The organism is Microbacterium sp. GCS4 (assembly GCF_001262495.1).
Classification (GTDB): Bacteria; Actinomycetota; Actinomycetes; order Actinomycetales; family Microbacteriaceae; genus Microbacterium.
This window is the reverse complement of record NZ_LGYE01000002.1, coordinates 474,409-497,628: the sequence shown is the minus strand read 5'-3', so window position 1 is coordinate 497,628 and position 23,220 is coordinate 474,409. Positions and strand designations below refer to the sequence as shown.

At 71.1% G+C, this 23,220-nt stretch carries 23 protein-coding genes and 1 tRNA gene; 9 read left to right on the top strand and 15 right to left on the bottom strand.

All coding sequences use genetic code 11. The features are described from left to right. Window positions 1-41: 41 nt before the first annotated feature. The 4 genes from AKH00_RS09570 to AKH00_RS09555 are packed head-to-tail and all read right to left on the bottom strand — an operon-like array spanning window position 42 to window position 3,890. Complete coding sequence (locus AKH00_RS09570) at window positions 42-1,415, bottom strand: FAD-dependent oxidoreductase (RefSeq protein WP_050722484.1); 1,374 nt, start codon at window positions 1,413-1,415, stop codon at window positions 42-44. A 60-nt stretch (window positions 1,416-1,475) separates the two neighbouring features. Continuing rightward, complete coding sequence (locus tag AKH00_RS09565; RefSeq protein ID WP_050722483.1) at window positions 1,476-2,537, bottom strand: polyprenyl synthetase family protein; 1,062 nt, start codon at window positions 2,535-2,537, stop codon at window positions 1,476-1,478. Window positions 2,538-2,582: 45 nt separating this feature from the next. Then, window positions 2,583-3,317 carry a class I SAM-dependent methyltransferase gene (locus tag AKH00_RS09560; RefSeq protein ID WP_050722482.1) on the bottom strand — a complete coding sequence of 245 codons (735 nt, stop codon included), beginning with the start codon at window positions 3,315-3,317 and terminating at the stop codon, window positions 2,583-2,585. 9 nt (window positions 3,318-3,326) lie between these two features. Then, window positions 3,327-3,890, bottom strand: a complete 564-nt coding sequence (locus AKH00_RS09555) for a hypothetical protein (protein WP_050722481.1) — start codon at window positions 3,888-3,890, stop codon at window positions 3,327-3,329. 186 nt (window positions 3,891-4,076) lie between these two features. Here AKH00_RS09555 and AKH00_RS09550 point away from each other — a divergent pair, with 186 nt between their 5' ends. Then, window positions 4,077-5,327: an isochorismate synthase gene (locus tag AKH00_RS09550; RefSeq protein ID WP_050722480.1), complete on the top strand. Its 1,251-nt coding sequence runs from the start codon at window positions 4,077-4,079 to the stop codon at window positions 5,325-5,327. Between the two features lie 10 nt (window positions 5,328-5,337). On the opposite strand, the gene AKH00_RS09545 is transcribed toward AKH00_RS09550, so the two are convergent. Genes AKH00_RS09545 through AKH00_RS09535 form a run of 3 tightly spaced genes read right to left on the bottom strand, consistent with a single transcriptional unit; the run spans window position 5,338 to window position 8,257 of the window. After that, window positions 5,338-6,180: a PPK2 family polyphosphate kinase gene (locus tag AKH00_RS09545; RefSeq protein ID WP_050722479.1), complete on the bottom strand. Its 843-nt coding sequence runs from the start codon at window positions 6,178-6,180 to the stop codon at window positions 5,338-5,340. 53 nt (window positions 6,181-6,233) lie between these two features. Beyond that, window positions 6,234-7,892, bottom strand: a complete 1,659-nt coding sequence (menD, locus tag AKH00_RS09540; protein WP_050722924.1) for a 2-succinyl-5-enolpyruvyl-6-hydroxy-3-cyclohexene-1-carboxylic-acid synthase — start codon at window positions 7,890-7,892, stop codon at window positions 6,234-6,236. Window positions 7,893-7,906: 14 nt separating this feature from the next. Next, on the bottom strand, window positions 7,907-8,257 hold the full coding sequence (locus AKH00_RS09535) for a PLD nuclease N-terminal domain-containing protein (RefSeq protein WP_050722478.1): 351 nt from the start codon (window positions 8,255-8,257) through the stop codon (window positions 7,907-7,909). Between the two features lie 88 nt (window positions 8,258-8,345). Between AKH00_RS09535 and AKH00_RS09530 the strand changes: the two genes are divergently transcribed. Both AKH00_RS09530 and AKH00_RS09525 read left to right on the top strand, forming a co-directional pair. Further along, window positions 8,346-8,792, top strand: coding sequence for a hypothetical protein (locus AKH00_RS09530; protein WP_050722477.1), 447 nt, complete (start codon window positions 8,346-8,348; stop codon window positions 8,790-8,792). Window positions 8,793-8,898: 106 nt separating this feature from the next. Beyond that, the gene (locus AKH00_RS09525) at window positions 8,899-9,558 is read left to right on the top strand and encodes a DsbA family protein (RefSeq protein ID WP_050722476.1); all 660 of its coding nucleotides are present in this window, start codon (window positions 8,899-8,901) and stop codon (window positions 9,556-9,558) included. A 56-nt stretch (window positions 9,559-9,614) separates the two neighbouring features. On the opposite strand, the gene AKH00_RS09520 is transcribed toward AKH00_RS09525, so the two are convergent. Then, entirely contained in the window at window positions 9,615-10,646 is a 1,032-nt protein-coding gene (locus AKH00_RS09520) for a PQQ-dependent sugar dehydrogenase (RefSeq protein ID WP_235556736.1), read from the bottom strand. 133 nt (window positions 10,647-10,779) lie between these two features. Here AKH00_RS09520 and AKH00_RS09515 point away from each other — a divergent pair, with 133 nt between their 5' ends. After that, window positions 10,780-12,870, top strand: a complete 2,091-nt coding sequence (locus tag AKH00_RS09515) for a bifunctional lysylphosphatidylglycerol flippase/synthetase MprF (protein WP_050722474.1) — start codon at window positions 10,780-10,782, stop codon at window positions 12,868-12,870. A gap of 91 nt (window positions 12,871-12,961) precedes the next feature. Continuing rightward, window positions 12,962-13,162: a hypothetical protein gene (locus AKH00_RS09510; RefSeq protein ID WP_050722473.1), complete on the top strand. Its 201-nt coding sequence runs from the start codon at window positions 12,962-12,964 to the stop codon at window positions 13,160-13,162. A gap of 9 nt (window positions 13,163-13,171) precedes the next feature. Here the strand turns inward: AKH00_RS09510 and arfB are convergent, their stop codons facing one another. Both arfB and AKH00_RS09500 read right to left on the bottom strand, forming a co-directional pair. After that, on the bottom strand, window positions 13,172-13,612 hold the full coding sequence (gene arfB, locus AKH00_RS09505; RefSeq protein WP_050722472.1) for an alternative ribosome rescue aminoacyl-tRNA hydrolase ArfB: 441 nt from the start codon (window positions 13,610-13,612) through the stop codon (window positions 13,172-13,174). A 35-nt stretch (window positions 13,613-13,647) separates the two neighbouring features. Next, window positions 13,648-14,931 (bottom strand): MFS transporter, encoded by a 1,284-nt coding sequence (locus AKH00_RS09500; RefSeq protein ID WP_235556735.1) that lies wholly within the window; start codon window positions 14,929-14,931, stop codon window positions 13,648-13,650. 70 nt (window positions 14,932-15,001) lie between these two features. On the opposite strand from AKH00_RS09500, the gene AKH00_RS09495 reads away from it, so the two are divergent. Next, on the top strand, window positions 15,002-15,610 hold the full coding sequence (locus AKH00_RS09495; RefSeq protein ID WP_050722471.1) for a TetR/AcrR family transcriptional regulator: 609 nt from the start codon (window positions 15,002-15,004) through the stop codon (window positions 15,608-15,610). A 5-nt stretch (window positions 15,611-15,615) separates the two neighbouring features. Here AKH00_RS09495 and AKH00_RS17845 read toward each other — a convergent pair. Further along, window positions 15,616-15,691: transfer RNA gene (locus AKH00_RS17845), tRNA-Met, on the bottom strand. Between the two features lie 146 nt (window positions 15,692-15,837). Here AKH00_RS17845 and AKH00_RS09490 point away from each other — a divergent pair. Further along, entirely contained in the window at window positions 15,838-16,788 is a 951-nt protein-coding gene (locus AKH00_RS09490) for a hypothetical protein (RefSeq protein WP_050722470.1), read from the top strand. Here the strand turns inward: AKH00_RS09490 and AKH00_RS09485 are convergent. Further along, complete coding sequence (locus AKH00_RS09485) at window positions 16,777-17,763, bottom strand: helix-turn-helix transcriptional regulator (RefSeq protein WP_050722469.1); 987 nt, start codon at window positions 17,761-17,763, stop codon at window positions 16,777-16,779. The genes AKH00_RS09490 and AKH00_RS09485 overlap by 12 nt on opposite strands. A gap of 61 nt (window positions 17,764-17,824) precedes the next feature. Between AKH00_RS09485 and AKH00_RS09480 the strand changes: the two genes are divergently transcribed. Continuing rightward, the gene (locus AKH00_RS09480) at window positions 17,825-18,856 is read left to right on the top strand and encodes an ATP-binding cassette domain-containing protein (protein ID WP_050722468.1); all 1,032 of its coding nucleotides are present in this window, start codon (window positions 17,825-17,827) and stop codon (window positions 18,854-18,856) included. Continuing rightward, window positions 18,853-19,635: an ABC transporter permease gene (locus tag AKH00_RS09475; protein WP_050722467.1), complete on the top strand. Its 783-nt coding sequence runs from the start codon at window positions 18,853-18,855 to the stop codon at window positions 19,633-19,635. The genes AKH00_RS09480 and AKH00_RS09475 overlap by 4 nt, the downstream gene beginning before the upstream one ends. Window positions 19,636-19,655: 20 nt before the next feature. Here the strand turns inward: AKH00_RS09475 and AKH00_RS09470 are convergent, their stop codons facing one another. From AKH00_RS09470 to AKH00_RS09460, 3 genes are all read right to left on the bottom strand, one after another. Then, window positions 19,656-21,077: a DUF6716 putative glycosyltransferase gene (locus tag AKH00_RS09470; protein ID WP_152926151.1), complete on the bottom strand. Its 1,422-nt coding sequence runs from the start codon at window positions 21,075-21,077 to the stop codon at window positions 19,656-19,658. Continuing rightward, window positions 21,074-21,946 carry an N-acetylneuraminate synthase family protein gene (locus tag AKH00_RS09465; protein ID WP_050722465.1) on the bottom strand — a complete coding sequence of 291 codons (873 nt, stop codon included), beginning with the start codon at window positions 21,944-21,946 and terminating at the stop codon, window positions 21,074-21,076. The genes AKH00_RS09470 and AKH00_RS09465 overlap by 4 nt, the downstream gene beginning before the upstream one ends. A 96-nt stretch (window positions 21,947-22,042) precedes the next feature. Continuing rightward, the gene (locus AKH00_RS09460; RefSeq protein ID WP_050722464.1) at window positions 22,043-23,188 is read right to left on the bottom strand and encodes an acylneuraminate cytidylyltransferase; all 1,146 of its coding nucleotides are present in this window, start codon (window positions 23,186-23,188) and stop codon (window positions 22,043-22,045) included. Between the last annotated feature and the right edge of the window lie 32 nt (window positions 23,189-23,220).

The following is a 23,220-nucleotide window of genomic DNA, read 5'->3' as shown; positions in this document are numbered from 1 at the left end:
CATCCCGGATACGCGGTGCGCGGGTGACGATGTGGTGACGGTCACTCGCCGCGAGAGACCCGCACCATCTCCTCGCGGGGAACGACCTTGACGCGGGCGCGGTCCTGCGGGGCGCCCAGGCCGATCTCGTGCTCGTCGAGCCGGTGCCAGCCGTCGAGGTCCGTCCAGCGGACACCGCGCTCCTGCAGGAGCGCCACGACGGCCTCCTCCGACGGGTCCTCCGGGTGCCACCACGAGCCCTGATCGTTGATGATGTGCCGCACGGTCTCCATGGCGTCGGACTTGGTGTGGCCGATGAGGCCGACGGGCCCGCGCTTGATCCAGCCGGTGGCGTAGATTCCGGGCACCTGCTGGTTGGAGTCCTTGGCGAGCACCTGTCCCTCGCGGTTCGGGATCACGCCGTGCTTCTTGTCGAACGGCACGTCGGGCAGCGGCGAACCGAAGTATCCGATCGCGCGGTACAGGGCCTGCAGCGGCACCTCGCGCAGCTCGCCCGTGCCGATCGCGCCGCCCTGCCCGTCGGGCTGCGTGCGCTCGTACACGAGGGCGGCGACGCGACCGGCGTCGTCGGTGCGCACCTCGACCGGACGCGCCCAGAAGTGCAGGTGCAGACGTCGGGAGGCCGTGCCGCCGTCGTTGTTGACCGAGTCCCGCTTGCGCCACGACTGCAGGATGCGGTCGATCACCATGACCTGCTTGTTGCTGGCGACGGCATCCTTCGATGCCTCGTCGTAGTCGAAGTCCTCGTCGTAGACGACCATGTCGACGTCGCGGAGCTCGCCGAGCTCACGGAGCTCGAGCGGCGTGAACTTCACCTGCGCGGGACCACGGCGGCCGAACACGTGCACATCGGTGATCTCGCTGGCCTTCAGACCGTCGTAGACGTTCTCCGGCACCTCGGTCACGAGGAGGTCCTCCGCGTGCTTTGCGAGCATGCGGGCGACGTCGAGGGCCACGTTGCCGTTGCCGAGCACGCCGACCGATGCCGCATCCAGCGGCCATTCGCGCGGGACATCCGGGTGCCCGTCGAACCAGCTCACGTAGTCGGCCGCGCCGTAGGAGGCCACCGCGTCGATGCCGGGGATGTCGAGCGAGGTGTCGCGGATCGCGCCGGTCGCGAAGATCACCGCGTTGTAGTGCTTCTTGAGATCGTCGAGCGTGATGTCCTCACCGAAGCGCACGTTGCCGAACAGGCGGATGTCGCCGCGGTCGAGCACGTCTCGCAGCGCCGTGATGATGCCCTTGATGCGGGGATGGTCGGGGGCCACGCCGTAGCGCACGAGGCCGTAGGGCGCGGGGAGCTGCTCGAACAGGTCGATCGACACGTCGAACTTGCGCTCGGCCTTCAGCAGGATGTCGGCGGCGTAGATGCCGGCGGGGCCCGCGCCGACGATGGCCAGTCGGAGCTTGGTCATAGGAGGGTCCTTTCGTGTGCCGTCACGTCCGGATCCGCACGGCCCGTGGCCGCGATCGGATCAGCTGGAGCGTTCGACGAGGGTCTCGGCGAAGCGCGTGAGCGCCTCGCGCACGGTGCCGCGCGGAAGCGGGGCGAGCGCGTCGATCGCATCCTGGGTCCAGGAGTGCGCGAGCGCCAGTGTCTTCTGCGTGCCGGTGTGGTCGCGCAGCTCGGCGAGCGGACCGTCGAGGATCATGGGGTCGGCGCCGTCGGCGATGCGGGCGACGCCCTCGTCGATGCGCGCGGCGAGGTCGAGGGATGCGTCATCCGTCTCGGCCTTGAGGAGGAGGTACGGCATAGTCGGCACGCCGGCGCGCAGGTCGGTTCCGGGCACCTTGCCGGTGTCCTCGGGCTTCGCCGACAGATCGATCACGTCGTCGAGGAGCTGGAAGGCGACGCCGATCTTCTCGCCGTACACGCGCAGCGGCTCCTCGTACTCGCTCGGCGCGTTCGAGAAGATCACACCGCCCTGCGTCGCGGCGGCGATCAGCGACCCGGTCTTGTCGGCGAGCACCTGGATGTAGAACTCGATGGGGTCGTCGTCGGGCTGTGCGCCGATGGTCTCGTGCATCTGCCCGAGCACGAGCCGCTCGAAGGTGTCGGCCTGCAGACGGATCGCCCGCTCACCGAGGCGGGACATGAGCTGGCTCGCCCGGGAGAACAGGATGTCGCCCGTGAGGATGGCGATGTTGTTGCCCCACACGGTCTGCGCGGCCGGCACCCCCCGACGGCGGTCGGCGCCGTCCATGACGTCGTCATGGTACAGCGAGCCGAGGTGCGTGATCTCGAGCGCCTTGGCGACGTCGACCACCTGCTGGGTGGTGCCGTCGCCGAGTTGGGCCGCGAGGAGCGTGAGCACCGGGCGGATGCGCTTGCCGCCGGCCTCGTACAGGTAGCGGCTCGCGGCGTCGGCGAGCGGGTCGGCGACGCGCACGTCCTCGGCGAGACCGGTCTCGACGAGCTCCAGTCCGTCTTCGATGGCCTGGGCGATGCGGCGGCCGGCTGTGCCGATGAAGACGCGGTCGCTGAAACCGAGACGGCTCGCCAGTCGCGAACCCGGGGCAACGCGGCTCGAAGTCACGGGTTCAGCCTACCGTCGTCCGCGATGCGGATTCGCGCGCGATGCTCACGCGGTCGTGCCGGTGCGGGGCTTGCGGGCGCGGTGCAGCGCCACGATGCCGAACGACAGATTGCGGTAGGCGACATCGGTCCAGCCGGCGTCGCGGATCCACGCGGCGAGCGTCTTCTGGTCGGGCCAGTCCCTGATGGACTCGTTCAGGTAGTCGTACGCCTCGCCGTTCGTGCCGGCGACCCGGGCGACGCGCGGCAGCACCTGCGCGTTGTAGAAGCGGTACGCCGAACGGAAGAGCGTCGAGGGCGGGGTGGAGAACTCGTTGATCACGAGTCGACCGCCGGGCTTGGTGACACGGAACAGCTCGCGCAGAGCCTTCTTGGGGTCGTTCACGTTGCGCAGGGCGTAGGACATCGTGACGGCGTCGAACTCGCCGTCGGCGAAGGGCAGGTTCGTGGCATCGGCCTGCACGAAAGACAGGTTGCGGATGCTGCCGTGCCGACGTCGCCCTTCCGCGAGCATCCCCGGCGAGAAGTCGGCGGCGACGACCTCGGCTCCGCTGCGCGCGAGGGATGCCGACGAGGAGGCGGTCCCGGCCCCGAGGTCGAGGATGCGCTCTCCCGGCTTCGGCGCCACGGCGCGCGTCGTCGCCGCGCGCCACAGCGCGTCGTTGCCGACCGTCATCGCCGTGTTCGTGCGGTCGTAGCCCGCGGCGACCTGGTCGAACATGCCGCTCACGCGGTCGGGGTCCTTGCCGAGGTCGGCGCGGTTCACATCGTTCGGGGTCACGGGTCCAGTCTAGGCGGGCGACCTGGGCGGCAGCCCGAGGGAGTCGAGGCGGTCGAGCCACTGATCGGCGGTGGCGTCGTCGAACGGCGCGACCTGCGCGCGCACGCGTTCCTCGAGGTCGAGGGCGAGCGCCTCCAGCGTCGTCACGACCTCGGGCGGGTAGCCGAACAGCGCGCTGTGCTCGGCCCACTCGTCGCGATCGTCGACCCAGGTGCCGCGCTCGCCCACCACCCGGACGACGTCGAGGTCCATGTCGATGCCGGTGGCGAGCAGCGGATCGTCGGACCACTCGATCTCCCATCCGAGATCGATGTACACGCGCATGCCGCGGGGATGCGCGCGATTGACGGTGAGGGCGAAGTCGGGTCGCCGCGGGATCAGCGTGACGTTCGGCGTCTCGGCGACGAACGACGCGCCGGGGCGAGCGCTGAGCCACCCCGTGGGCTGTCCGATCCAGTCGCCCCACTCGTCGGCGCCGAGGTACACGCACTCGTGACGCCAGTGCGGCGACCCATCCCATTTGCGCCACTGGAAGATCATCTCGGCACCGAGAGCGGGTCGTACGTCGGTCATGCCCTCAGCGTAGGCCCGGTGCGGCGCGATTCGTCGCGCGGAGACCCGCACTGAGCGAGCGCAGTGAGTCGAAGCGTCGCTCAACGACCGGTGAGAAGGTCGTTGAGCGAGGAGCGAAGCGACGAGACGGAACGCGTCAGGCCCGTAGGCGGCGAGAGCATGTCGTGGCGGAACTAGGCTGGTGGGGTGAGCAGCAGGCTGGTCGTGCGGACCCGTGAGATCGATCCGATCGAGGACCCTCTGGCCTACGCCGACCCCGACCGGCCGCTGGCGTGGCTGCGCCGCGGCGACGGGATCGTGGCCGTCGGAGCAGACGTCGTCGCCACGATCCGCGTCCCCCGCGGCGACGCCCCGCCGCGCTCCGGCGCCGTCGCCTCCGCGTGGCGGGAGCTCGCCGACGGCGCCGAGATCGAGGATCCGCTCGGGCTCCCCGGCACCGGACTCGTCGCCTTCGGAGCCCTCGCGTTCGACGAGGACTCGGCCGCCGACAGCGTGCTCATCGTGCCGGCGCTCGTGATCGGCCGACACCACGGACGCACGTGGCTCACGAGCATCCGGGCCGCGGATGCGCCGGAGCCGACCGATGCCGAGACGCATCCCTACGGCCCGCACTGGGCCGGCACCGTCGGCCCCGGCGCGCAGAGCCCTCAGGACTATCAGGATTCGGTGCGCGCCGCGCTCGCCCGCATCGCGGACGGCGAACTCAGCAAGGTCGTGCTCGCCCGCGACCTCACCGGCAGCATCCCGGCCGGCTCCGACCTCCGTCGTCTCGTCCGGGCGCTGTCGACCGGCTACCCCGACACCTGGGCGTTCGCCGTCGACGGACTGATCGGCGCGAGCCCCGAGACGCTCGTGACCGTGCAGGACCGCACGGTCACGGCGCGAGTCCTCGCCGGCACGATCGGCCGCGGCGCCGACGCCGACGCCGACACCGCGGCATCCGCCCACCTCGCCTCCAGCACGAAGGACCTCGACGAGCACCAGTACGCGGTGCAGAGCGTGCTCGCCTCGCTGCGACCGCACACGCGCGCCCTGGCGGCCAGCGAGCAGCCGTTCCTGCTCAAACTGCCGAACCTGTTCCACCTCGCGACCGACGTCGAGGGCGAGCTGGCCGAGGGCGGGTCGTCGCTCGACCTGGTCGGCGCGCTGCACCCCACCGCGGCGGTCGCCGGAACGCCGACACCGGCCGCGATCGCCGCGATCCGCGAGCTCGAGCCCTTCGATCGCGGTCGCTACGCCGGACCGGTCGGATGGGTGGATGCCGCCGGCAACGGCGAGTGGGCCATCGCGCTGCGCTGCGCGCAGTTCTCGCCGGTCGCGGACGGCATCGCCGTCACCGCCTACGCGGGCGCGGGCATCGTCGCGGGGTCGGACCCCGAGTCGGAGCTGCTCGAGACGCGGGTGAAGTTCCGCCCGCTGGTGGATGCCCTGGCCTGAGGCATCGCGCTCAGCTCGCGGCGAGACGCTTCTTCTCGGCCTCGACGTCGAAGTCGGCGGCGGGCCACTGCGGATCGATGCGCTGCAGGGCGTCGAGCAGCAGCTCCTGCACCGCCAGCCGCGCGTACCACTTGTGGTCGGCGGGCACCACGTGCCACGGCGCGGCCGCGGTCGAGGTGCGCTCGAACACGGTCTGGTACGCGGCCATGTACTCGTTCCACAGCATCCGCTCGTCGACGTCGCCGGGGTTGTACTTCCAGTGCTTGTCGGGCCTCTCGAGCCGTTCCATGAGCCGGGACTTCTGCTCCTCACGGGAGATGTGCAGCATGACCTTGACGATGCGCGTTCCGGCCGCAGCCGCGGCGTCCTCGAACTCGGTGATCGCCGAGTAGCGCCGCTCGATCTCGTCAGCCGGCGCGAGCGCGCGCACGCGCCCGATCAGCACGTCCTCATAGTGGGAGCGGTCGAACACCCCGATGAACCCGGGCTCGGGCAACCGCTTCTCGACTCGCCAGAGGAAGTCGTGCGCGAGCTCGTCCGCGGTCGGCGCCTTGAACGCCGTGAGCATGACCCCCTGCGGGTCGACGCCGCCGACCACGTGACGCACGATGCCGCCCTTGCCGGCCGAGTCCATGGCCTGCAGGATCAGCAGCACCGAATCCTCGGCCACTCCGACGCGGCTCTCGGCGAACAGACGCTCCTGCAGGATGTTCAGTTCGTCGAGGCCGGCGGCGAGGTCGCGTGCGCCGTCGGCCTTGCGCCCGTGGTACCCGGGGGTGCTCGCGGGGTCGACGTCGGCGAGGCGGAAGCCCTCGCCCACCTGCAGGGTGCGGGACCAGGAGTGCGCGTTCATGCGCCCATCCTGCCGCGTCGACCGCGCCGAGCGCGAGCACGGCGCGAAGCGGGTCACCGCGTCAGCGGAACCTCGATGAGCTGCCGGCCGCCGGCCGGCGCCGTCAGCGCCTGATCGAGCGCCGCGCGCGTGGTGACACGGAGGTACTCCCAGCCGTACGCGCTCGCGAGCTGCTCGAGGCGCACCGTGTGCGGCGTGTAGAACGCACGGTCGAGGTCGGCGCGCTCGGCCGTGGTCGCGACCTCGAGCGCGTCGAAGATGGTGCCGCCGCCGTCGTTGCCGACGATCACCTGCAGGCGCGGCTCGTCCTCGTCGGGCGGCAGCAGCAGCGACCCGACGTCGTGCAGCAGGGTGAGGTCCCCGAGCAGCACGCGCGTGATCCCGGGGGCGCCGCCCGCCTGACTGGCCAGCGCGATCCCGGTGGCGGTCGCGACCGTGCCGTCGATCCCGGCCAGGCCGCGATTGGCGTGCACGGGCACCTTCTTGCCGGGGAGCACCGCATCGGCGACGCGCACGATCCGCGAGGACCCGAACACGAGCCGGTCGTGCGGCCAGGTCGCCCGCCACACCGCGTCGACCAGCAGCTCGCGGTCGAGGGGGCGGCGCACGGCGGCGAGCTCGGCGGCCACGGCGTCGCGTCGCGCCGCCGGATCGGCCGAGACGAGTCCGTCCTGGTCGGGTGCGGCCTCGCTGAGGTCGACGACCTGAGAGGCGGATGCCGTGAGCCAGGCGCCGAGCCATTCGCGGTCGGCCGGCCCCTCGGCGACTCGGACTGCGCCCACCGAGGTCGTGCGCCCGTTGAGGTCGAGGGCGTCGCCGCCGCGGCGCACCGCGATCACCTCGATGTCGGGCCGGGCGAGGAGTCGCGCGACCTGGCGGCTCAGGGTCGGGTGGCCGAGCACGACGGCGCGCTCGACGCGGCCGCCGAGCTCCGGGTCGTCGAGCAGTGTGCGATAGCCGTGCACGAGGCGCCGGCCGAACCGGGCCCCGCTGACGATCTCGGCGAGGAGCGGCCAGGATGCGGCGTGCGCGAGCTCCTCGGCATCCGGTCCCGCGTCCGCTCCGGCGATCACGACCGTGCGCGGTCCCTGTGCGAGTTCGAGCGCCTCGGCGACGGGAGGGCGCGGTGCCTCGCCCGGTACGAGGGCGACCGAGGGATGCGTTCCGGACAGCGGCTCTCGGGACGGCAGGTTCAGGTGCACGGGACCCGCGACCCCGGGCAGTCCGTGCGCGGCGTGTCCGCCCATCGCGGCGGTCACCGCACGGGCGCCGAGCCCCTCCCAGCCTCCGTCGGCCGGGCCCTCTCCGGGCACGGGCGCGTCGATCTGCTCGCGCGCCCACGCAGCGAACATCCCCGGTTGCACCGTGGCCTGGTTCGCACCGACGCCGCGCAGCTCCGGCGGACGGTCGGCGGTGAGCAGCAGCAGCGGGACCCCCGCGTGGAAAGCCTCCATCGCGGCCGGCAGAAGGTTCGCGGCGGCGGTGCCGGACGTGCACACGACGGCTGCCGGCACCCCGCTCTCACGCGACAGGCCGAGGGCAGTGAACCCGGCGACACGCTCGTCGATGCGCACGTGCACGCGGAGCGCTCCCTGCTCGGAGGCGTGTACAGCGGCGAGCGCGAGAGCCTGCGAACGCGAACCCGGCGAGAGCACGACCTCGCGCACCCCGTGGGCGACGAGTTCCGCGAAGAGGGATGCCGCGGCATCCATCGCCGGCGATGAGGTCACGGACGCGGGTCCGGGGCGGTGCCGTCGTCGGACTCGTCCTCGAGCTTCGCGAGCTCCTCCTCGAGACGGCGGATGCGCGCGTCCTGCTCGCTCTTGCTGATGCTGCGGAGGAACTCGGGGTCGTCGTCCGGGGCGAGCACGCGGATCGCGCCCTTCTCGTTCGCACGGCGCCGACCGATCGTGAACCAGAGGATGCCGCCGATGACAGGGATCAGCACGACGATGAGGATCCAGACCGGCTTGCGCACGCCCCGGTGACGCGTCGACGGCTGCACGGCGCAGTCGACGATGCTGAACACCCAGAACACGGCGGCCAGGAAGCCGCCTACGATCAACAGTCTCGCCACCCCTCCAGTCTAGGCGCGTGTCGCGGCCTCGGCTCGGCCACAGGCCGCGGAGGCGGCACCGAGGCCGGATTGTTAGACTGCGCGCACCATGCGCACCCCGACGAACCGACTCTCCCCGCGCGGGATCGAGCGGATGCTGATCGTCAGGGTCGCCCTCGCTCTGGGCCTCGCGCTGCTGCTCGTGATCGGCGCGTGGTCGACGTCGCACCGCACCGCGGACGCGCATTCCGCGCTGTGCCTCGCGACGGGCGTCTCGGCGTCCTCGACGGGCGTCTCGGCGTCCTCGACGGGCAGCGGACACGACCTCACGGAGGCCGCGTCGTCCCCGATCGAGGCCTCCCCCATGGATGCCGGCGGCGTCGTGATCGCGGTCCTCTGCTGCCTCCTGCTCGTCCTGCTCCTGCTCCGCCTCCCCGGACGGAGCGCCCTGCTCTGCACCGACTCGCCACGGCGCTCCGTGATGCCGTCACGAGCCGGCCCTCGTCGCGCGGTCCCCGCCCTCACGCTCGTCCAGCTCTCCCTCTCCCGCACCTGATCCGGAGCGCCGCGCCGCGGCATCCCCGCACTCGCGCTCGCGCGCACCTCGCCCTGCCCGGATCACACGCCCGGATCACACCCCCGGACCACCGTTGGAGAGACCCATGAAGACCCCTGTCAAAGCCACCCTGATCGCCCTCGGCGTCGCGATCGTTCTCGCGATCGTCGCCATCGTCTACGCCATGACGCAGCGCGCCGCCGACCCCGCCCCGCCCGAGGGCGAGCGCCTGCAGACCGTCCGCACCGACTCGCACGTGCTCGACCAGGGCGGTGACGGCGCCGTGACGGTCGTGGAGTTCCTCGACTTCGAGTGCGAGGCGTGCGGCGCCTTCTATCCGATCGTCGAGGACCTGCGCGCGCAGTACGCGGGCGACATCACCTACGTCGTCCGCTACTTCCCGCTGCCCGGGCACATCAACTCGACCCAGGCCGCGCTCGCCGCCGAAGCCGCAGCGCAGCAGGACCGCTTCGAGGACATGTACCACCGCCTGTTCGAGACGCAGGCGCAGTGGGGAGAGAACAGCGTCGAGACCCCCGAGGTGTTCCGCGGGTTCGCGGAGGACCTCGGACTCGACCTCGCGGCCTACGACGCCGCGATCGCCGACCCCGCGACGCTCGAGCGCGTGCAGGTCGACAAGAGCGACGGCGAGAAGCTGGGCGTCCGCAGCACGCCGAGCTTCTTCATCGACGGCGAGGCCGTGACGCTGCAGGCATGGGGCGACCTCGAGGCCGCGATCGCCGAGGCGGTCGGCGGCGACCGGTGACCCGCGGGTCGGCGATCACGACCTGAGCGACCCGCGCGTCCTGGTCTGCTCCCGGATCACCCCGTGACCGGGACGGAGACGATGCGGTCGTCGCCGTCGAGCGGTGTGCCGCGGCCGTCGGTGTTGTTGGTCAGCACCCACGCCGCGCCGTCCGGGGCGATCACGACGTCGCGCAGTCGTCCGAGGTCGCCGATCCCGCGCTCGGACTCGGCCGAGAGGTCGTCGAGGGGCACGACGCGCAGGCGCTCGCCGCGGAGGTTCGCGATGAGGATCTCGGAGTCCGTGACGGCCATGCCGCTCGGGCTCGCCTCATCAGGAGACCACTGCTGCACCGGGTCGACGAAGTCGTCGTCGTCGGCGATGCCCTCCACCTCGGGCCAGCCGTAGTTCCCACCGGCCTCGATCACGTTGAGCTCGTCCCAGGTGTCCTGGCCGAACTCGCTCGCGTACAGGGTGCCGTCGGCGTCCCAGGCGATCCCCTGCGGGTTGCGGTGCCCGTAGCTGTAGACGGGGGAGTCCGCGAACGGATTGTCGTCAGGCACAGCGCCGTCGGGCGTCAGCCTCAGGATCTTGCCGGAGAGGGCGCCGAGGTCCTGAGCGCTGTCGCGGTCGCCGGCGTCGCCGGTCGTGACGTACAGCATCCCGTCGGGTCCGAACGCGATCCGTCCGCCGTTGTGCGTCCCCGCCGAGGGGATGCCGTCGATCACGGTCTCCGCGTCGCCGAGCATCAGGCCGCCCGGATCCCCACTGATCGTGCACCGCTCCACCCGGTTCTCGCCGTCGGCGGTGAAGTACGCGTAGAGCTCGTCGCCACGCACCGCGAGGCCGAGGAGCCCGCCCTCTCCCCCGGGCGCGACATCGTCGATCACGCCGACCTCACGGACGGAGCCGTCGTCGCCGATCTCGAGGATCCGCGCGCTGTCGCGCTCGCTGACGAGCGCGGTCCCGTCGTGGAAGGCGATCGACCACGGGGCGTCCAGCCCCTCTGCGATCGTGGCGACGTCGCTCGCGGGCTCGGGTTCGACGGCTCCGCACCCGAGGAGCGCGCCCGTCGCGAGCATCAGGACGGATGCCGCGAGCGCCGCCATTCTGGCATTTCGGCCTCGTGGGCCGTGAGGTGTCCGATTGATGCTGCCCATGGGTCCATCCCATAACGCTTCGCGCCCCGCCGGCAAGGGAGTCCCCTCCCGCGGGCGCACCTCCGTCGCTACGCTGAGGCGCATGACCGAGGCGCGCCGCACCCCGTCCCCCGTGCATCCCGTCCTGGCGTTCGCCCGACGAATCCCCGCGACGCTCACGTTCGTGGCGCTGATCCTCGTGGTGGGCATCGCGTCGCAGGGACTCTGGCGTCCCTTCGAGGAGTCCGTGCTGTTCGGGGACGTCGCCTATGGCCTGCCTGCCTTCCTCGACGGCAAGTGGTGGACGCCGATCACGGGCACCTTCTTCGTCAACCAGCCCTGGGTATACGTTTTCACGATCGCCGGCTTCTGGGGCATGGCTTACCTCGAGCACCGCCGCGGCAGCCGCGTCGCGCTCGCCTACTACGGCATCGGCCAGCTGTTCGCGATCCTCGCGACCGCACTGCTGCTGTCGGTGCTGTCCCTGTTCCCGTGGGCGTGGGCGACCACTCAGGCGCAGGCGCTCGACGTCGGCGCCTCGGGTGGCACCATGGCCTGCATCGCCGCGGCCGTCGGCCTGTTCCGGCCGCCCTGGCGGGTGCGCGGCTGGCTGATCCTGCTCGGGTTCGTCTTCATCGCGATGCTGTTCTGGGGCAAGGTCGCCGACCTCGAGCATCTGCTCGCGGTGCTGCTGGTGCTCGGCATCGACCGCTCGCTGCGGGTGTCCCGCACCACGGTGCGCGAGCAGCGTCTCGTCGCCGTGGTGGCGATCCTCGTGCTCGGAGCCGTGGAGATCATCACGACGCTGATCGCGACCGACGGCCCGTTCGGGCCCACAGAGCCCGTCTCGGGCGGGTTCATCGACCTCGCGATCGACGTCATCGTGATCCTCGTGCTCGTGAACGGGCTGCGCCGCGGACGTCGCCTCGCCTGGGTGCTCGCGATCCTGCTCGGTGTCTTCAACGTGCTCATCGCGGCTCTGATCCTCACTCTCATCACGGTGTTCAGCCAGGCGCAGGTGGACTTCCGCTGGGACGGCGAGACCGAGCTCGCGCTCGCGAACGGGTTCCTGTGGGTCGTCATGCTCGCCTACCTCATCGGTGTGCGCCGGGCCTTCCGCGCCAAGCGCAAATCGCTGCTCGGAACGCAGCCCGCTCCGACCGTCGACGACGTCAAGACCGCTCTGCGCGCGCACGGCGGCGGGACGCTGTCGTGGATGACGACCTGGGACGGCAACAGCTACGCGCGCACCGAGGGCGGCATCGTCGCCTATCAGCGCCGCAGCGGGGTGGCGCTCGCGCTCGCGGATCCGATCGGTCCGGCATCCGAGCGAGCCGCGGCGGTCGCGGACTTCATCCGGGTCGCCGAGCACGCGGGGCTCGTCCCCTGCTTCTTCAGCGCGGACCAGGCCACCCGCGACGCGGTGCCGGCAGGCTGGCGCAGCCTGGTCGTCGCGGACGACACGATCGTTGACCTGCCGGGGCTCGAGTTCACCGGCAAGCGCTGGAACTCGGTGCGCACCTCGCTCAACAAGGCCGGACGCGAGGACATGACGTTCCGGATGACGCATCTCAAGGCGGAGTCCTGGGGTGTGCAGCAGCAGCTGCGTGCGATCTCCGAGGCGTGGGTCGGCGACAAGGACCTCCCGGAGATGCGCTTCACGCTCGGCACGCTCGAGGAGGCGGAGGACCCCGAGGTGCGTCTGGCGCTAGCGCTCGCGCCGAACGGCGATGTCGACGGGTTCCTCTCCTGGCTGCCCGTGTACGGCGGCGACGGCGTCGTGCGCGGATGGACGCTCGATCTCATGCGCCGCCGCGAGGGCGGCTTCGGTCCGGTCATGGAGTTCCTGATCGGATCGTCGGCGCGCGAGTTCTCGGATGAGGGCGCGGAGATCATGTCGCTCTCGGGTGCTCCGCTCGCACACGACTATCCGCCGGACGCCGGCATGATCGCGGCGCTGAGTGACCGGCTCGCCGATGCGCTGGAACCCGTGTACGGCTTCGGCTCGCTGCACCGCTTCAAGCAGAAGTTCCATCCGCGTTACGAGACCATGTACCTGCTGTTCCGCGATGAGAGCGATCTCGCCGCGATCGGACCGGCGCTCACCCGGGCGTTCCTTCCGGATGCGACGCTGCGCCAGTTCGCGGGCGCCGGTCTCGAGCTCGTGCGCGGCGGAGGAGACGGAAAGGACTGAGCATGACCCCTCGCGACAGCGCCCCGATCAGACTCTCGGGCGACGCCGATTTCGACTTCGAGCTGAAGACCGTGATCGGCGAACGCCGCCGATGATTCCGAGCAGCTGTCGGCGCTGTTCGCGCATCAGCAGGAGGCGTGGTCAGGCGGAGCAGCTCGCCGCGCTCACGGCATCCGTCTCGACGCTCGTGCGGTTCACCGCCGCCGAGGGAGCCGACGGCCACTGCCAGCCGTTGGCCCGCACGCTCACGGCGCAGCGCATGTTCGACTGGCTCGACGAGCGGCTCGCGTGACCCTCGCGGTCACATATCGCGGGGGCGCTGCCGCAGCTGCTTGACGTCCGTGCGGCGGTGCTTGGCGGTGAGGCGGCGCTCTTTCGAGCCGCGGCTCGGCTTCGTGGCGCGCCGCGGCGGAGCCGGGGGCCGCAGCGCGGCGGCGACGAGTGCCGCGAGGCGCTCGCGCGCGGCATCCCGGTTGCGCAGCTGCGCGCGATGCTCGGATGCCGCGATCGTCAGCACGCCGTCGACCAGTCGTGACGCCAGCCGATCGAGCAGCCGTTCGCGCTGCACCGGCGACAGCACGGTGCTGCGCCCGGCATCCCAGACGAGCTCGACACGCGAGTCGGCCGTGTTCACGCCCTGACCGCCCGGACCGGACGACCGCGAGAACCGCCACGACAGCTCGGCCTCGGGGATCGTGAGCGCGCCGGACACCCGAAGACCGGGGCGGTGAGGGGCGGGCATGCCTCCATCATCCACCCCGGCCGGGATGCGGTGACTCAGCCGCCGACGGGATCGAGCGTCTGCGCCTCAGGCACGGACGCGGATGCCGGCTCGCGCTTGGCCGTGTTGGCGATGTGCGCGCGGCCCACGACGATCGCGGCGACGATCATCAGGGCGACGCCGAGCCAGTACGGCGTCGCGTGACTGACGGTCGTGTACAGCGCGGCGGCGATGAGCGGGGCGACCGTGCTCATGGCGGCGTTGAGCGACTGGGTCGCGCCTCCCAGCCATCCCTGCTCGTCGTCGCCCACCGCGTTGGACATCGCGCCGTCCATCGCGGCCTGGGACGCCCCCTGCCCTGCCGCGAGCAGCAGCGCACCGACGATGAACACCCACGGCTGGGCGAGCACGGAGGCGACGATCGCGAGGCCGGCGAGGCCGACCATCTGCGCGATGATGCCGCTCACGATCACACCGCGCTCGCCGATGCGCGGAAGCAGGAAGCCGAGCAGCACGCCCTGGATCAGGATGTCGATGATGCCGACCGCGGCCGTCAACAGGCCGATCTGCGTCGGCCCCCACTGGATCGAGTCGAGGGCCAGCACGCTGAAGTTGTTGACGAAGAAGCCGAACGGCAGGGCGAGGAGGCCGAAGCCGATCATCAGCGCGCGGAGTTCACGACGGCCGAACGCCTCCTTGAAGACCGCGAAGGGCTGGACGTCGCGGGCGCGGATCGCGGGGATGCGGTTCTCGGACTTGAGGCTCTCGGGCAGCAGGAAGAGGCTGAGGATCGCGATCACGAGCGAGACCGCTGCGGTGAGGAAGACGGGGAGCTGCAGGCTGACCGCCGCGAGGAGGCCGCCGATCGCCGGGCCGAGCATCATGCCGATGCCGGAGAGAGCGCCGAGGAGGCCGAAGCGCTGTGCGCGCTTCTCGGGCGGGGTGATGTCGGCGAGGTAGGCGAAGAGCGCGGGCATGTCGCCGGCGGTGAGGCCCTGGATCACGCGCGCGAGCACCAGCACCCAGATGGCGCCTCCGATGCCGAACAGCGCCATCGAGAACGCGGCGCCGAATGCGGCGGCGATGATCACCGGACGGCGACCGAACCGGTCGGAGAGACGCCCGAGGAACGGCGCCACGAGGAACGCGCAGAGCCCGTTGATGGCCTCGAGCACGCCGACCCAGAGCGCGAGGTCGTGCTCGTGGGTGACGTACTGCAGGACGACGAAGGGCAGCACGGGAAGGACGACGGTCATGCCGATGACGGTGAGCACCGTGAGGACGATGAGCATGACCCAGGCGCGCGTGTTGCCGCGAGCAGACGTGTTGAGTGAAGTCACTCCGTAACTGTATCAATACCAGTTTCGGTGTCAAGCCAGTTTTGGATCGACTTCGCGATAGAGTGTCGGCATGACGACCAGCGAGCCCCTCGGCCGTCGCGAGCGCAAGAAGGCCGCGACGCGCAAGAACATCTCCGACGTCGCGACCAGGATGTTCCTCGAGCGCGGCTTCGACGAGGTCAGCATCCGCGAGGTGGCCGACGCCGCCGACGTCTCCCCCACGACCGTGTTCGCGCACTTCCCGCAGAAGGAGGCGCTCGTGTTCGACGAGGACGACGAGCAGCGCGACCGGCTCGTCGCCGCCGTGCGCGAGCGTCAGGACGGTGTGACGATCAGCCGCGCGATCCACGACTTCTACCGCGGCGAGGTGGGCTTGAACCTCGACGAGCACGGCGAGGACATGGCGCGCGTGTTCATGCGATTCCTCAATGCGACTCCCGCGCTACGCGACTACGCCGCGAAGATGTGGCTGCGCCACGAGGATGCTCTCGCCGAAGCGATCGCCGACGAACTGGGCCTCGACGCCCCGACGGCCGAGGTGCGCGTGTTCTCGCGTTTCGTGTTGCAGATGCAGCTGCTCGTGACGGACAGCGAGGATCAGCTCGCGACCCTGGAGGCCGGCTTCGCGGTGCTCGAGGGCGGCTGGGACCCGATCGAGAAGCGGCTCGCGGGCCGCTGAGAGAGTGGACGCGACGGCGGGAGTCGAACCCGCAACGCCATCAGATATGAGCTGAGGCCCGGGACCGCCCGGATCGCCGCGATGGGGTCGACGTTACCTGCGCGTGATCGGGAAAGCCAGCATCCGCCGAGGGGTTGACGCCGCGTGTCGGGACGTGTCCTCCCATGACGGCGGGCGTCGGCGCGTGACCCGGTGACCAAGCGGAATACCGGTGTAGCGTCACGGGCATGGCCGCCGACGACGCACCCGCCACCACCGGCCAGAAGACCCACCGCTACCTGCGCCTCGCGCTCGTGCTCGTCGTCTTCGCGCTGCTCGCGAGCGTCGCGCTGCAGAGCGTCGTCGTGACATGGCAGCCGCTGCAGCTCGGCTGGCATCCGCTCGCGTCGATCAGTCACGCCTTCTACACGCCGATGCGCGATGTCTTCGCGGGCTCCCTGATCGCGGCATCCGTGGCGCTCCTGGCGCTGTCGGGACGGAACCGGGCGACCACGCTTCTCGACGTGTGCGCGGTGTTCGCGCCGCTCATCGCGATCGTGCCGACCTGGATCGCCGATCCCCGGGCCGAGGGGCATCTCCCGTGCCCGGCCGCGATGGACTGCATCCCCGGCGGAGCGATCGAGTCCGCGAAGGCGGGCATCGCGGTGTACGCGGTCGTCGTCGTCGCGACCGTGATCGTGACCGCGGTGATCCGCGCCCGCACGCGCACGCCGAACCGCTCGGCCGTGATCGTGTCGGCGATCGCGCTCGTCACGGCGGCTGTCGTCACGGCGCTCGCGTTCTCGCCGGCCCTGAACCAGAGCTTCCCGTTCAACTTCTGGCCGGTGCACAGCATCCATTTCGTGGTGACGCTGCTGTTCTTCGGATGCTTCGCGGCCGTGCCGATCCTCTACGCCGGCGGTCCGCTCGACGAGCGCGAGACGCCGCCGACGCCCCGCCAGCGGGCCGTCTACCGGTGGATCTCCGGCCTGCTGATCGTCGACCTGCTCTTCCTTGTCGCGGCGATCTCGTTCCGCCAGGTGTTCGGCGAGACGCCGGCCGTGCTGATCGGCGAGGCCGTGGCGCTGCTGCTGTTCGCCTGGTTCTGGACCGTGCAGACGTTCCAGCGGTGGAACGACCCGAACCCTCCGTCGATCCTCGCGCCCCGCGGTGCGAGACCGCGGCGCTCAGAACCGTGACCGCGGCGCGGGAGCGTCGAGCGCACGGATGAGGCGGCGGAGCGCCTCACGCAGCTCCGCGCGGTGCGGCTCCGGGAAGTCGGTGGTGTACTCGACTCCGGGCGGCACGTAGAACAGGCCGTACACGGCCTCTCGCCAGTCCGAGCCGCCGACGGGCCACCGGGTCCGTGTCTCGTCCTCGGGGATCGCGCCGTCCGCCCAGATCCCGAAGTGCTCGCGCATCCGCTCGATCGGCAGGTCCATGACGACGTCGGCCTCGATCTTCTGCGGCGACCAGGACGTCGCGAGCAGGATGCGCTCCTGCACCTCCTCCTCGGACAGATCGCGGGGCGCGAAGAGCACCCGCGTGTGCTCGACCGAGTCGATGCGGTCGACGCGCAGGGTGCGCCAATCGTCGCGCTCGAGGTCCCAGCAGAGCAGATACCAGTTGCGGTCGGCGGGCGACAGCACGTGCGGCTCGACCCGGCGGATGCTCTCGACGCCCTCGCGATCGACGTACCGCAGGCGCACCCGCTCGTTGTCGCGCGCGGCGAGTGCGAGTTCTCCGAGCACCGCGGGTGAGATGACGGAGGCCGTGCGCGTCGACGTCGGCTGCACGGATGCGGCGAGCGCGTTGACCCGGCGACGCAGCGCGGCCGGGAGCACCTGCTCGAGCTTGGCGAGCGCGGTGAGCGTCACCTCGGATCCACCGACCAGCTGCTGCGTCGCCGCGACGCGCAGACCGATCGCCATGGTCACGGCCTCGTCGTCGGTGAGCAGCAGCGGCGGCACCGCGCTCCCCGCCTCCAGGCGGTACCCGCCGGCCGCTCCGGGCGTGGACTCGACGCGGTAACCCAGCTCCCGCAGCCGGTCGACGTCACGGCGCACGGTCCGCTCGGTCACGCCGAGCCGCGTGGCGAGCTCGCTGCCCGGCCAGTGACGGTGGGTCTGCAGCAGGTTCAGCAGGGAGAGGGCTCGCGAGGTGGTGTCGGACATGGGTCCAGATTGTCACGCATCGCGGACAGGATGTGTCCTGGTTGCCTCTTACCGTCGAGGCATGGCGAACGAACCCATCATCGAAACCGAGGGCCTGAGCAAGGTCTTCACCGTCAAGAAGTCATCGGTCGAGGCTGTGACCGATCTCTCCTTCACCGCGGAGCGCGGCGAGCTCGTCGCGTTCCTCGGGCCCAATGGCGCGGGCAAGTCGACGAGTCTGCGGATGCTGACCACCCTGATCCCGCCGACCGCGGGGACCGCCCGGGTCGTCGGCCACGACATCCGCTCGGATGCCGCGGGCGTGCGCGCCCGGATCGGCTACGTCGGCCAGCTCACCAGCGGCAGCTTCTCGCAGCGCGTGCGTGACGAGCTTCTCAGTCAGGGCGCCTTCTACGGCATGTCGCGACGCGACAGCATCCGCCGTGCCGACGAGCTGATCGGCTCGCTCGACCTCGGGTCGTTCGCGACCCGCACGGTGCAGCAGCTCAGCGGCGGTCAGAAGCGCCGCCTCGACATCGCTCTCGGGCTCATGCACGCGCCGCCGCTCATCTTCTTCGACGAGCCCTCCACGGGTCTCGACCCGCAGAGCCGGGCGAACCTCTGGGAGCACATCCTGGATCTGCGCACGCAGCACGGGACGACCGTCTTCCTCACCACCCACTACCTGGAGGAGGCCGATCGCTACGCCGAACGGGTCATGGTCATGGACAAGGGGCGCATCATCGCCGACGACGACGCGGCGTCGCTCAAGGCCACCCTCGCCGGAGACGTGCTGACGTTCGGCTTCGCGACCGAGGCGGATGGCGCGGCCGCGCGCCCCGTGATCGCCCGGCTCGCCGCGACCGAGGTGACGCTCGACGAGGACGCGGTGAGTCTCGCAGCACCCGACGGCGATCGCCTGCTGCCGCGGATCGTGCGGGAGCTCGACGCCGCGGGCATCCTCGTGCGTCGGGCGACCGGTGTGCCGCCCACGCTGGACGACGTGTTCCTCGCCCTCACCGGGCGCACGCTGCGCGAAGCGGGCGAAGGGGACTCCTCGGCATCCGATCCCTCCGACGCCACCGAATCCGACAAGACAGGAGCCCTCTCATGAGCATCACCACCGACACCCTCGTGCGGCCGAACCTCGCCCGCGACACCCGCAACGTGCTCACGCGTGAGCTGAAGCCCGTGCTGAGGGATCCGTTCACGCTGATCTTCAGCCTGCTGCAGCCGCTCGTGTTCCTCGGACTCTTCGCGCCGCTGCTCGTGGGCGGGTCGGGGCAGCCGGCGGGTGAGACCCTCGCCTGGTTCGTGCCCGGCGTGCTCGTCATGATCGTGCTGTTCGGCACGGGGGCGACCGGATCGAACCTCCAGTACGAGATGATGACCGGCTCGCACGAGCGCACCCTCGTGGCACCGCTGGCGCGCTCGTCGCTGCTCATCGGGCGCGCCCTGAAGGAGATCGCGCCGATCGTCGTGCAGGCCCTGGTGATCGTGCTCATCGCGTGGCCGTTCGGGTTCGCGATCCATGTGCCGGGGCTGCTGATCGGCCTCGCGCTGCTCGCGGTCTTCGGCGTGGGGTTGGGGGCTCTGTCGTACTCGCTCGCCCTGGCCACGAAGGACCGCGAGTGGTTGTTCTGGGGCGTGCAGCAGTCGCTCATCTTCCCGCTGCTGATCCTCTCGGGGATGCTGCTGCCGCTCGATGACGGCCCGGCGTGGATGCGCGCGGTCGCCACCGTGAATCCCGTGAACTGGGTCGTGCAGGCCGAGCGCGCGCTGTTCGCCGGCGACCTGGGCGACATCACGGTGCTGTGGGGCTGGGTCGCCGCCCTCGCGGTCGCGGTCGTCGGTCTCGTGGTCGGCGTGCGGGCCATCCGCCGCAGCAGCTGACGCCGGCACGACCCCTCTGCTCAGCGCCGGATCGAGTCGTGGAACGGGTTCGGCTCGAGCGTGAAGTCCGTCGAGGCGTCGGCCCAGGTGCCGCCCTCGGCGGACGTCCGGCCGCGCCGCAGCCGGGAGATCGCCGCGGTCGCGGGCACGCCGAGCGCGAGAGCAGCCGTGCCGCGCACGGAGCGATCCTCCCTCCCGAGCACGCTCGCGCGGTGCCAGGCCTCATGCATCGATCCGCCGCGCGGTGCGGGGACGGTTCGTGCGGGCAGGGCGCCCGTGCGCCGCAGCGCCACGAGCTCCTCCACCCGGTTCCACCACGTCGACTCCCCCGCCGGGTGGAAGTAGTTGTCGCGCAGCCAGTCGGGGTGCGGATGCCGGAACCGGCCGGCCACGACCTCGCTGCGTCCCCCGAGCAGACCGCTGCCGACGAACACCGTGTTCAGGAGCCCCTTGCTCACGCCGAAGGAGTCCAGCGCGATCACGGGGACGCCGAGCGCCACGGCCTCGACCGCGGCGGTGGAGCTCACGGTCACGAGGCCCGCGGCGGTGGACAGCGCCTGCGCCATCGAGTCGTAAGAGACGACGAGGTTCTCCGGACGCCGTGCGGGCAGCAGTTCGAGGTACGGGTCGCGTTCGAGGTGCGTCTCCGATTCCCCGGGTCGTGAGCGCAGCTTGACCACGACGCGCCGTTGCGAATCCGCCTCGGCTGCGCGCACGAGTGTCGCAGCGATCTCGGCCCGCTCCTCCCGGCCCGTCGGCACGAGTGCCTGAGCTGCGAACACGATGTCGGTCGCGGGTGCGCGCACGGCTCGTGGCTCCGCGTCCCCGACGCGATCGGGACGCTCGGCGAGCAGTGTCGCCCTCGCGCCCGGCACGGTCGGGCCCGCGAGCACCCTGGCCCGGTCGGGCGCGAGCATGCGGGACCGGGGTCGCGCGAACGGCAGCGTCGCGAGCGCGGTCGGCAGCGTCACCCCGATGCGCCGCCCGAGTTCCGCGAACGCGCGCTCCTCCCGGTGCGAGTGCACCACGAGCAGGTCGGCGTGCCGACGGTAGTCGAGCGCTCCGCGCTGCGCGGGGATCGCCATGCCGGGGAGGCCGGCCACCACCACGGGACGCCGTGACAGGCGGTCGATCACGCGACCGAGCAGCCGCACGAACGGACCTCGCCCGGCGAGCAGCACGACGTCGGGACTCTGCCCTTCGAGCCAGCCCGCGGTCTCGGCGAAGGTCAGCCGCGTGACGGCGGATTCCGGCATCCCGGTTCCGGCGAGCGCGGTGCGCTGCTGCTCGATGCTCGCGGTGAGGGGCGTCTGCACGAGCAGCAGGTGCGGACGGATGTCGGGCACACCGCCGAGCAGAGACGCCGACCACTTCACGAACGAGTCGGCGTCGGCGATCGCCACGACCCGCAGCGGCTGCCCCGCCCGCGTGCTCATGCTCATGCGGTGACGCGACGGAGCTTCGCCATGGGGGCGCGTTCGCTGTCGAACACGCGCTTCACGCCGTCGCCCAGCGCGGACTCGATCACACGGATGTCGCGCACGAGGTGCTCGAGACCGGTGGGCTCGAGGGATGCCGCGTGGTCGGAGCCCCACATCGTACGGTCGAGCGTGATGTGGCGTTCGACGGCGACCGCGCCGAGTGCGACGGCCGCGAGCGAGATCTGGAGGCCGCGCTCATGGCCCGAGTAGCCGACCGGGACCCCGGCGTAGCGGTCGCGCAGCGTGGCGATCATGCGCAGGTTGGCCTCGTCGGGTTCCAGGGGGTAGGTGGAGGTCGCGTGCATGAGCACGACGCGGTCCGTGCCCAAGGTGTCGAGCGCACGATCGATCTGCTCCATGGTCGACATGCCGGTCGACAGGATGACGGGCTTGCCGGTCTCGCGCAGCGCGAGGAGCAGCTCGGTGTCGGTCAGACTCGCGGAGGCGACCTTGTGCGCGACGACGTTCAGGTCCTCGAGGAAGTCGACGCTCGGCACATCCCACGGCGAGGCGAACCAGTCGAGTCCGAGCATCGTGGCGTGGTCGCCGATCGCGATGTACTCGTCGCGGCCGAACTCGATGCGGTGCCGGTACTCGAAGTAGGTCATGGTGCCCCAGGGCGTCTCGCGCTGCACGTCGCGCATGTGCTCGGGGGTGGAGATCTCGGGAGTGCGCTTCTGGAACTTCACGGCGTCGGCTCCCGCCTTCGCCGCGACGTCGATGAGCCGCTTGGCGATCTCGACGTCGCCGTTGTGGTTGAGGCCGATCTCCGCGATGACGTAGGCGGGACGGCCGCCTCCGATGACACGCGATCCGATGCTGACAGTCATGGTTCCTCCGGTCGTCGAAATGGCCTTCTCCCCTGGGTACGCGCCGAGGGTGAACTGCGTGCGACAGGACGGTTACCGGCACCCGTCAGGCACAGGTCAGCCCGGCAACACCCGTTCGATCAGCTCGCGCACGGCGCCGTGACCGCCGCGACGAGAGAGCACGACACGCGCCTCGGCGCGCACGCGCGGGTGCGCGTCGGCGACGGCGATCGGCCAGCCCACGATGCGCATCGCGGGCAGGTCGTTCACGTCGTTGCCGAGGTAGGCGATCTCGGCGAGGGCGAGGCCGTTCTCCTCCGCCCATCCGCGCAGCGCGGATTCCTTGTCGTCGATCCCGTGCAGCACCGGCACCTTGAGCTTCTCGGCCCGCGCGCGCACGACCGCGTTCACCTCGGTCGAGAGGATGAGCATGGGGATGCCGGAGCGTCGCAGCAGCGCGACACCCATGCCGTCCTCGCGGCTGACACGCACGCGCTCGACCCCGTCGGCGTCCACGCTCGCGGTGTCGTCGGTGTGCACGCCGTCGAAGTCGGTCACGACGGCCTGCACGGGGATGCGGGCGGGCAACTCGTGCAGGGCGGCGAGCGCGCGGGCGATCTCCAGCTGCTGCGCGTCGTCGATCTCGATCGCCGTCCACTCCGGCACCTCGGCGATGCGGATGCGCCCGAAGAAGCGGTGCTGCGCTGCGCGGAAGCCCTCGGCCCCGAAGACGTAGAACGCCCCGGTCTCGAGATAGTGCGGCTCGCGGTCCTGCCGACGGGGGCGATGTCCTGCCTCGTGGTTGAGTGCGACGGCTGCGTCGTCGCCCGTACGCGCCCAGAGGAACCCGTAGGTCTCGAAGGCCGAGAACACGCTGTCGGCGCGGTCCTCCCGCACCTCGCGCACTGCGGATGCCAGGGCGTCGGAGGGGATGAAGGGCGACGTCGCCTGCAGGAACGCGACGACGTCGATGTCGTGGCCAGCCGCGCCGAGCTCGTCCATCGCGTGCAGGATCGCGCTCTCGGACGACGCGGTGTCGCCCGAGATCTCCGCGGGACGACGGATGACGACGGCACCGGCGGCCGTCGCGACCGCGGCGATCTCGGCATCGTCGGTCGACACCGCCACCAGGTCGACCCCCTCGGCGGCGAGCGCGGTGCGCACGGCCCGTTCGACGAGCGGCACACCGCCGACCCGCTGCACGTTCTTGCGCGGCACTCCCTTGGAGCCGCCGCGAGCGGGGATGATCGCGACCGTCGTCATGCGGTGTCTCCTCGTCCGTCTTCTCTCGTCAC

Coding starts and splice junctions, on each gene's coding strand:
- AKH00_RS09485 (WP_050722469.1), bottom strand. CDS start 17,763: ATGTCCGACACCACCTCGCGAGCCCTCTCCCTGCTGAACCTGCTGCAG.
- AKH00_RS09520 (WP_235556736.1), bottom strand. CDS start 10,646: ATGGCGGCGCTCGCGGCATCCGTCCTGATGCTCGCGACGGGCGCGCTC.
- AKH00_RS09555 (WP_050722481.1), bottom strand. CDS start 3,890: ATGACCGACGTACGACCCGCTCTCGGTGCCGAGATGATCTTCCAGTGG.
- AKH00_RS09465 (WP_050722465.1), bottom strand. CDS start 21,946: ATGACTGTCAGCATCGGATCGCGTGTCATCGGAGGCGGCCGTCCCGCC.
- AKH00_RS09530 (WP_050722477.1), top strand. CDS start 8,346: ATGCGCACCCCGACGAACCGACTCTCCCCGCGCGGGATCGAGCGGATG.
- AKH00_RS09495 (WP_050722471.1), top strand. CDS start 15,002: ATGACGACCAGCGAGCCCCTCGGCCGTCGCGAGCGCAAGAAGGCCGCG.
- AKH00_RS09545 (WP_050722479.1), bottom strand. CDS start 6,180: ATGAACGCGCACTCCTGGTCCCGCACCCTGCAGGTGGGCGAGGGCTTC.
- AKH00_RS09460 (WP_050722464.1), bottom strand. CDS start 23,188: ATGACGACGGTCGCGATCATCCCCGCTCGCGGCGGCTCCAAGGGAGTG.
- menD (WP_050722924.1), bottom strand. CDS start 7,892: ATGGATGCCGCGGCATCCCTCTTCGCGGAACTCGTCGCCCACGGGGTG.
- AKH00_RS09470 (WP_152926151.1), bottom strand. CDS start 21,077: ATGAGCATGAGCACGCGGGCGGGGCAGCCGCTGCGGGTCGTGGCGATC.
- arfB (WP_050722472.1), bottom strand. CDS start 13,612: ATGCCCGCCCCTCACCGCCCCGGTCTTCGGGTGTCCGGCGCGCTCACG.
- AKH00_RS09570 (WP_050722484.1), bottom strand. CDS start 1,415: ATGACCAAGCTCCGACTGGCCATCGTCGGCGCGGGCCCCGCCGGCATC.
- AKH00_RS09510 (WP_050722473.1), top strand. CDS start 12,962: ATGATTCCGAGCAGCTGTCGGCGCTGTTCGCGCATCAGCAGGAGGCGT.
- AKH00_RS09490 (WP_050722470.1), top strand. CDS start 15,838: ATGGCCGCCGACGACGCACCCGCCACCACCGGCCAGAAGACCCACCGC.
- AKH00_RS09525 (WP_050722476.1), top strand. CDS start 8,899: ATGAAGACCCCTGTCAAAGCCACCCTGATCGCCCTCGGCGTCGCGATC.
- AKH00_RS09475 (WP_050722467.1), top strand. CDS start 18,853: ATGAGCATCACCACCGACACCCTCGTGCGGCCGAACCTCGCCCGCGAC.
- AKH00_RS09480 (WP_050722468.1), top strand. CDS start 17,825: ATGGCGAACGAACCCATCATCGAAACCGAGGGCCTGAGCAAGGTCTTC.
- AKH00_RS09515 (WP_050722474.1), top strand. CDS start 10,780: ATGACCGAGGCGCGCCGCACCCCGTCCCCCGTGCATCCCGTCCTGGCG.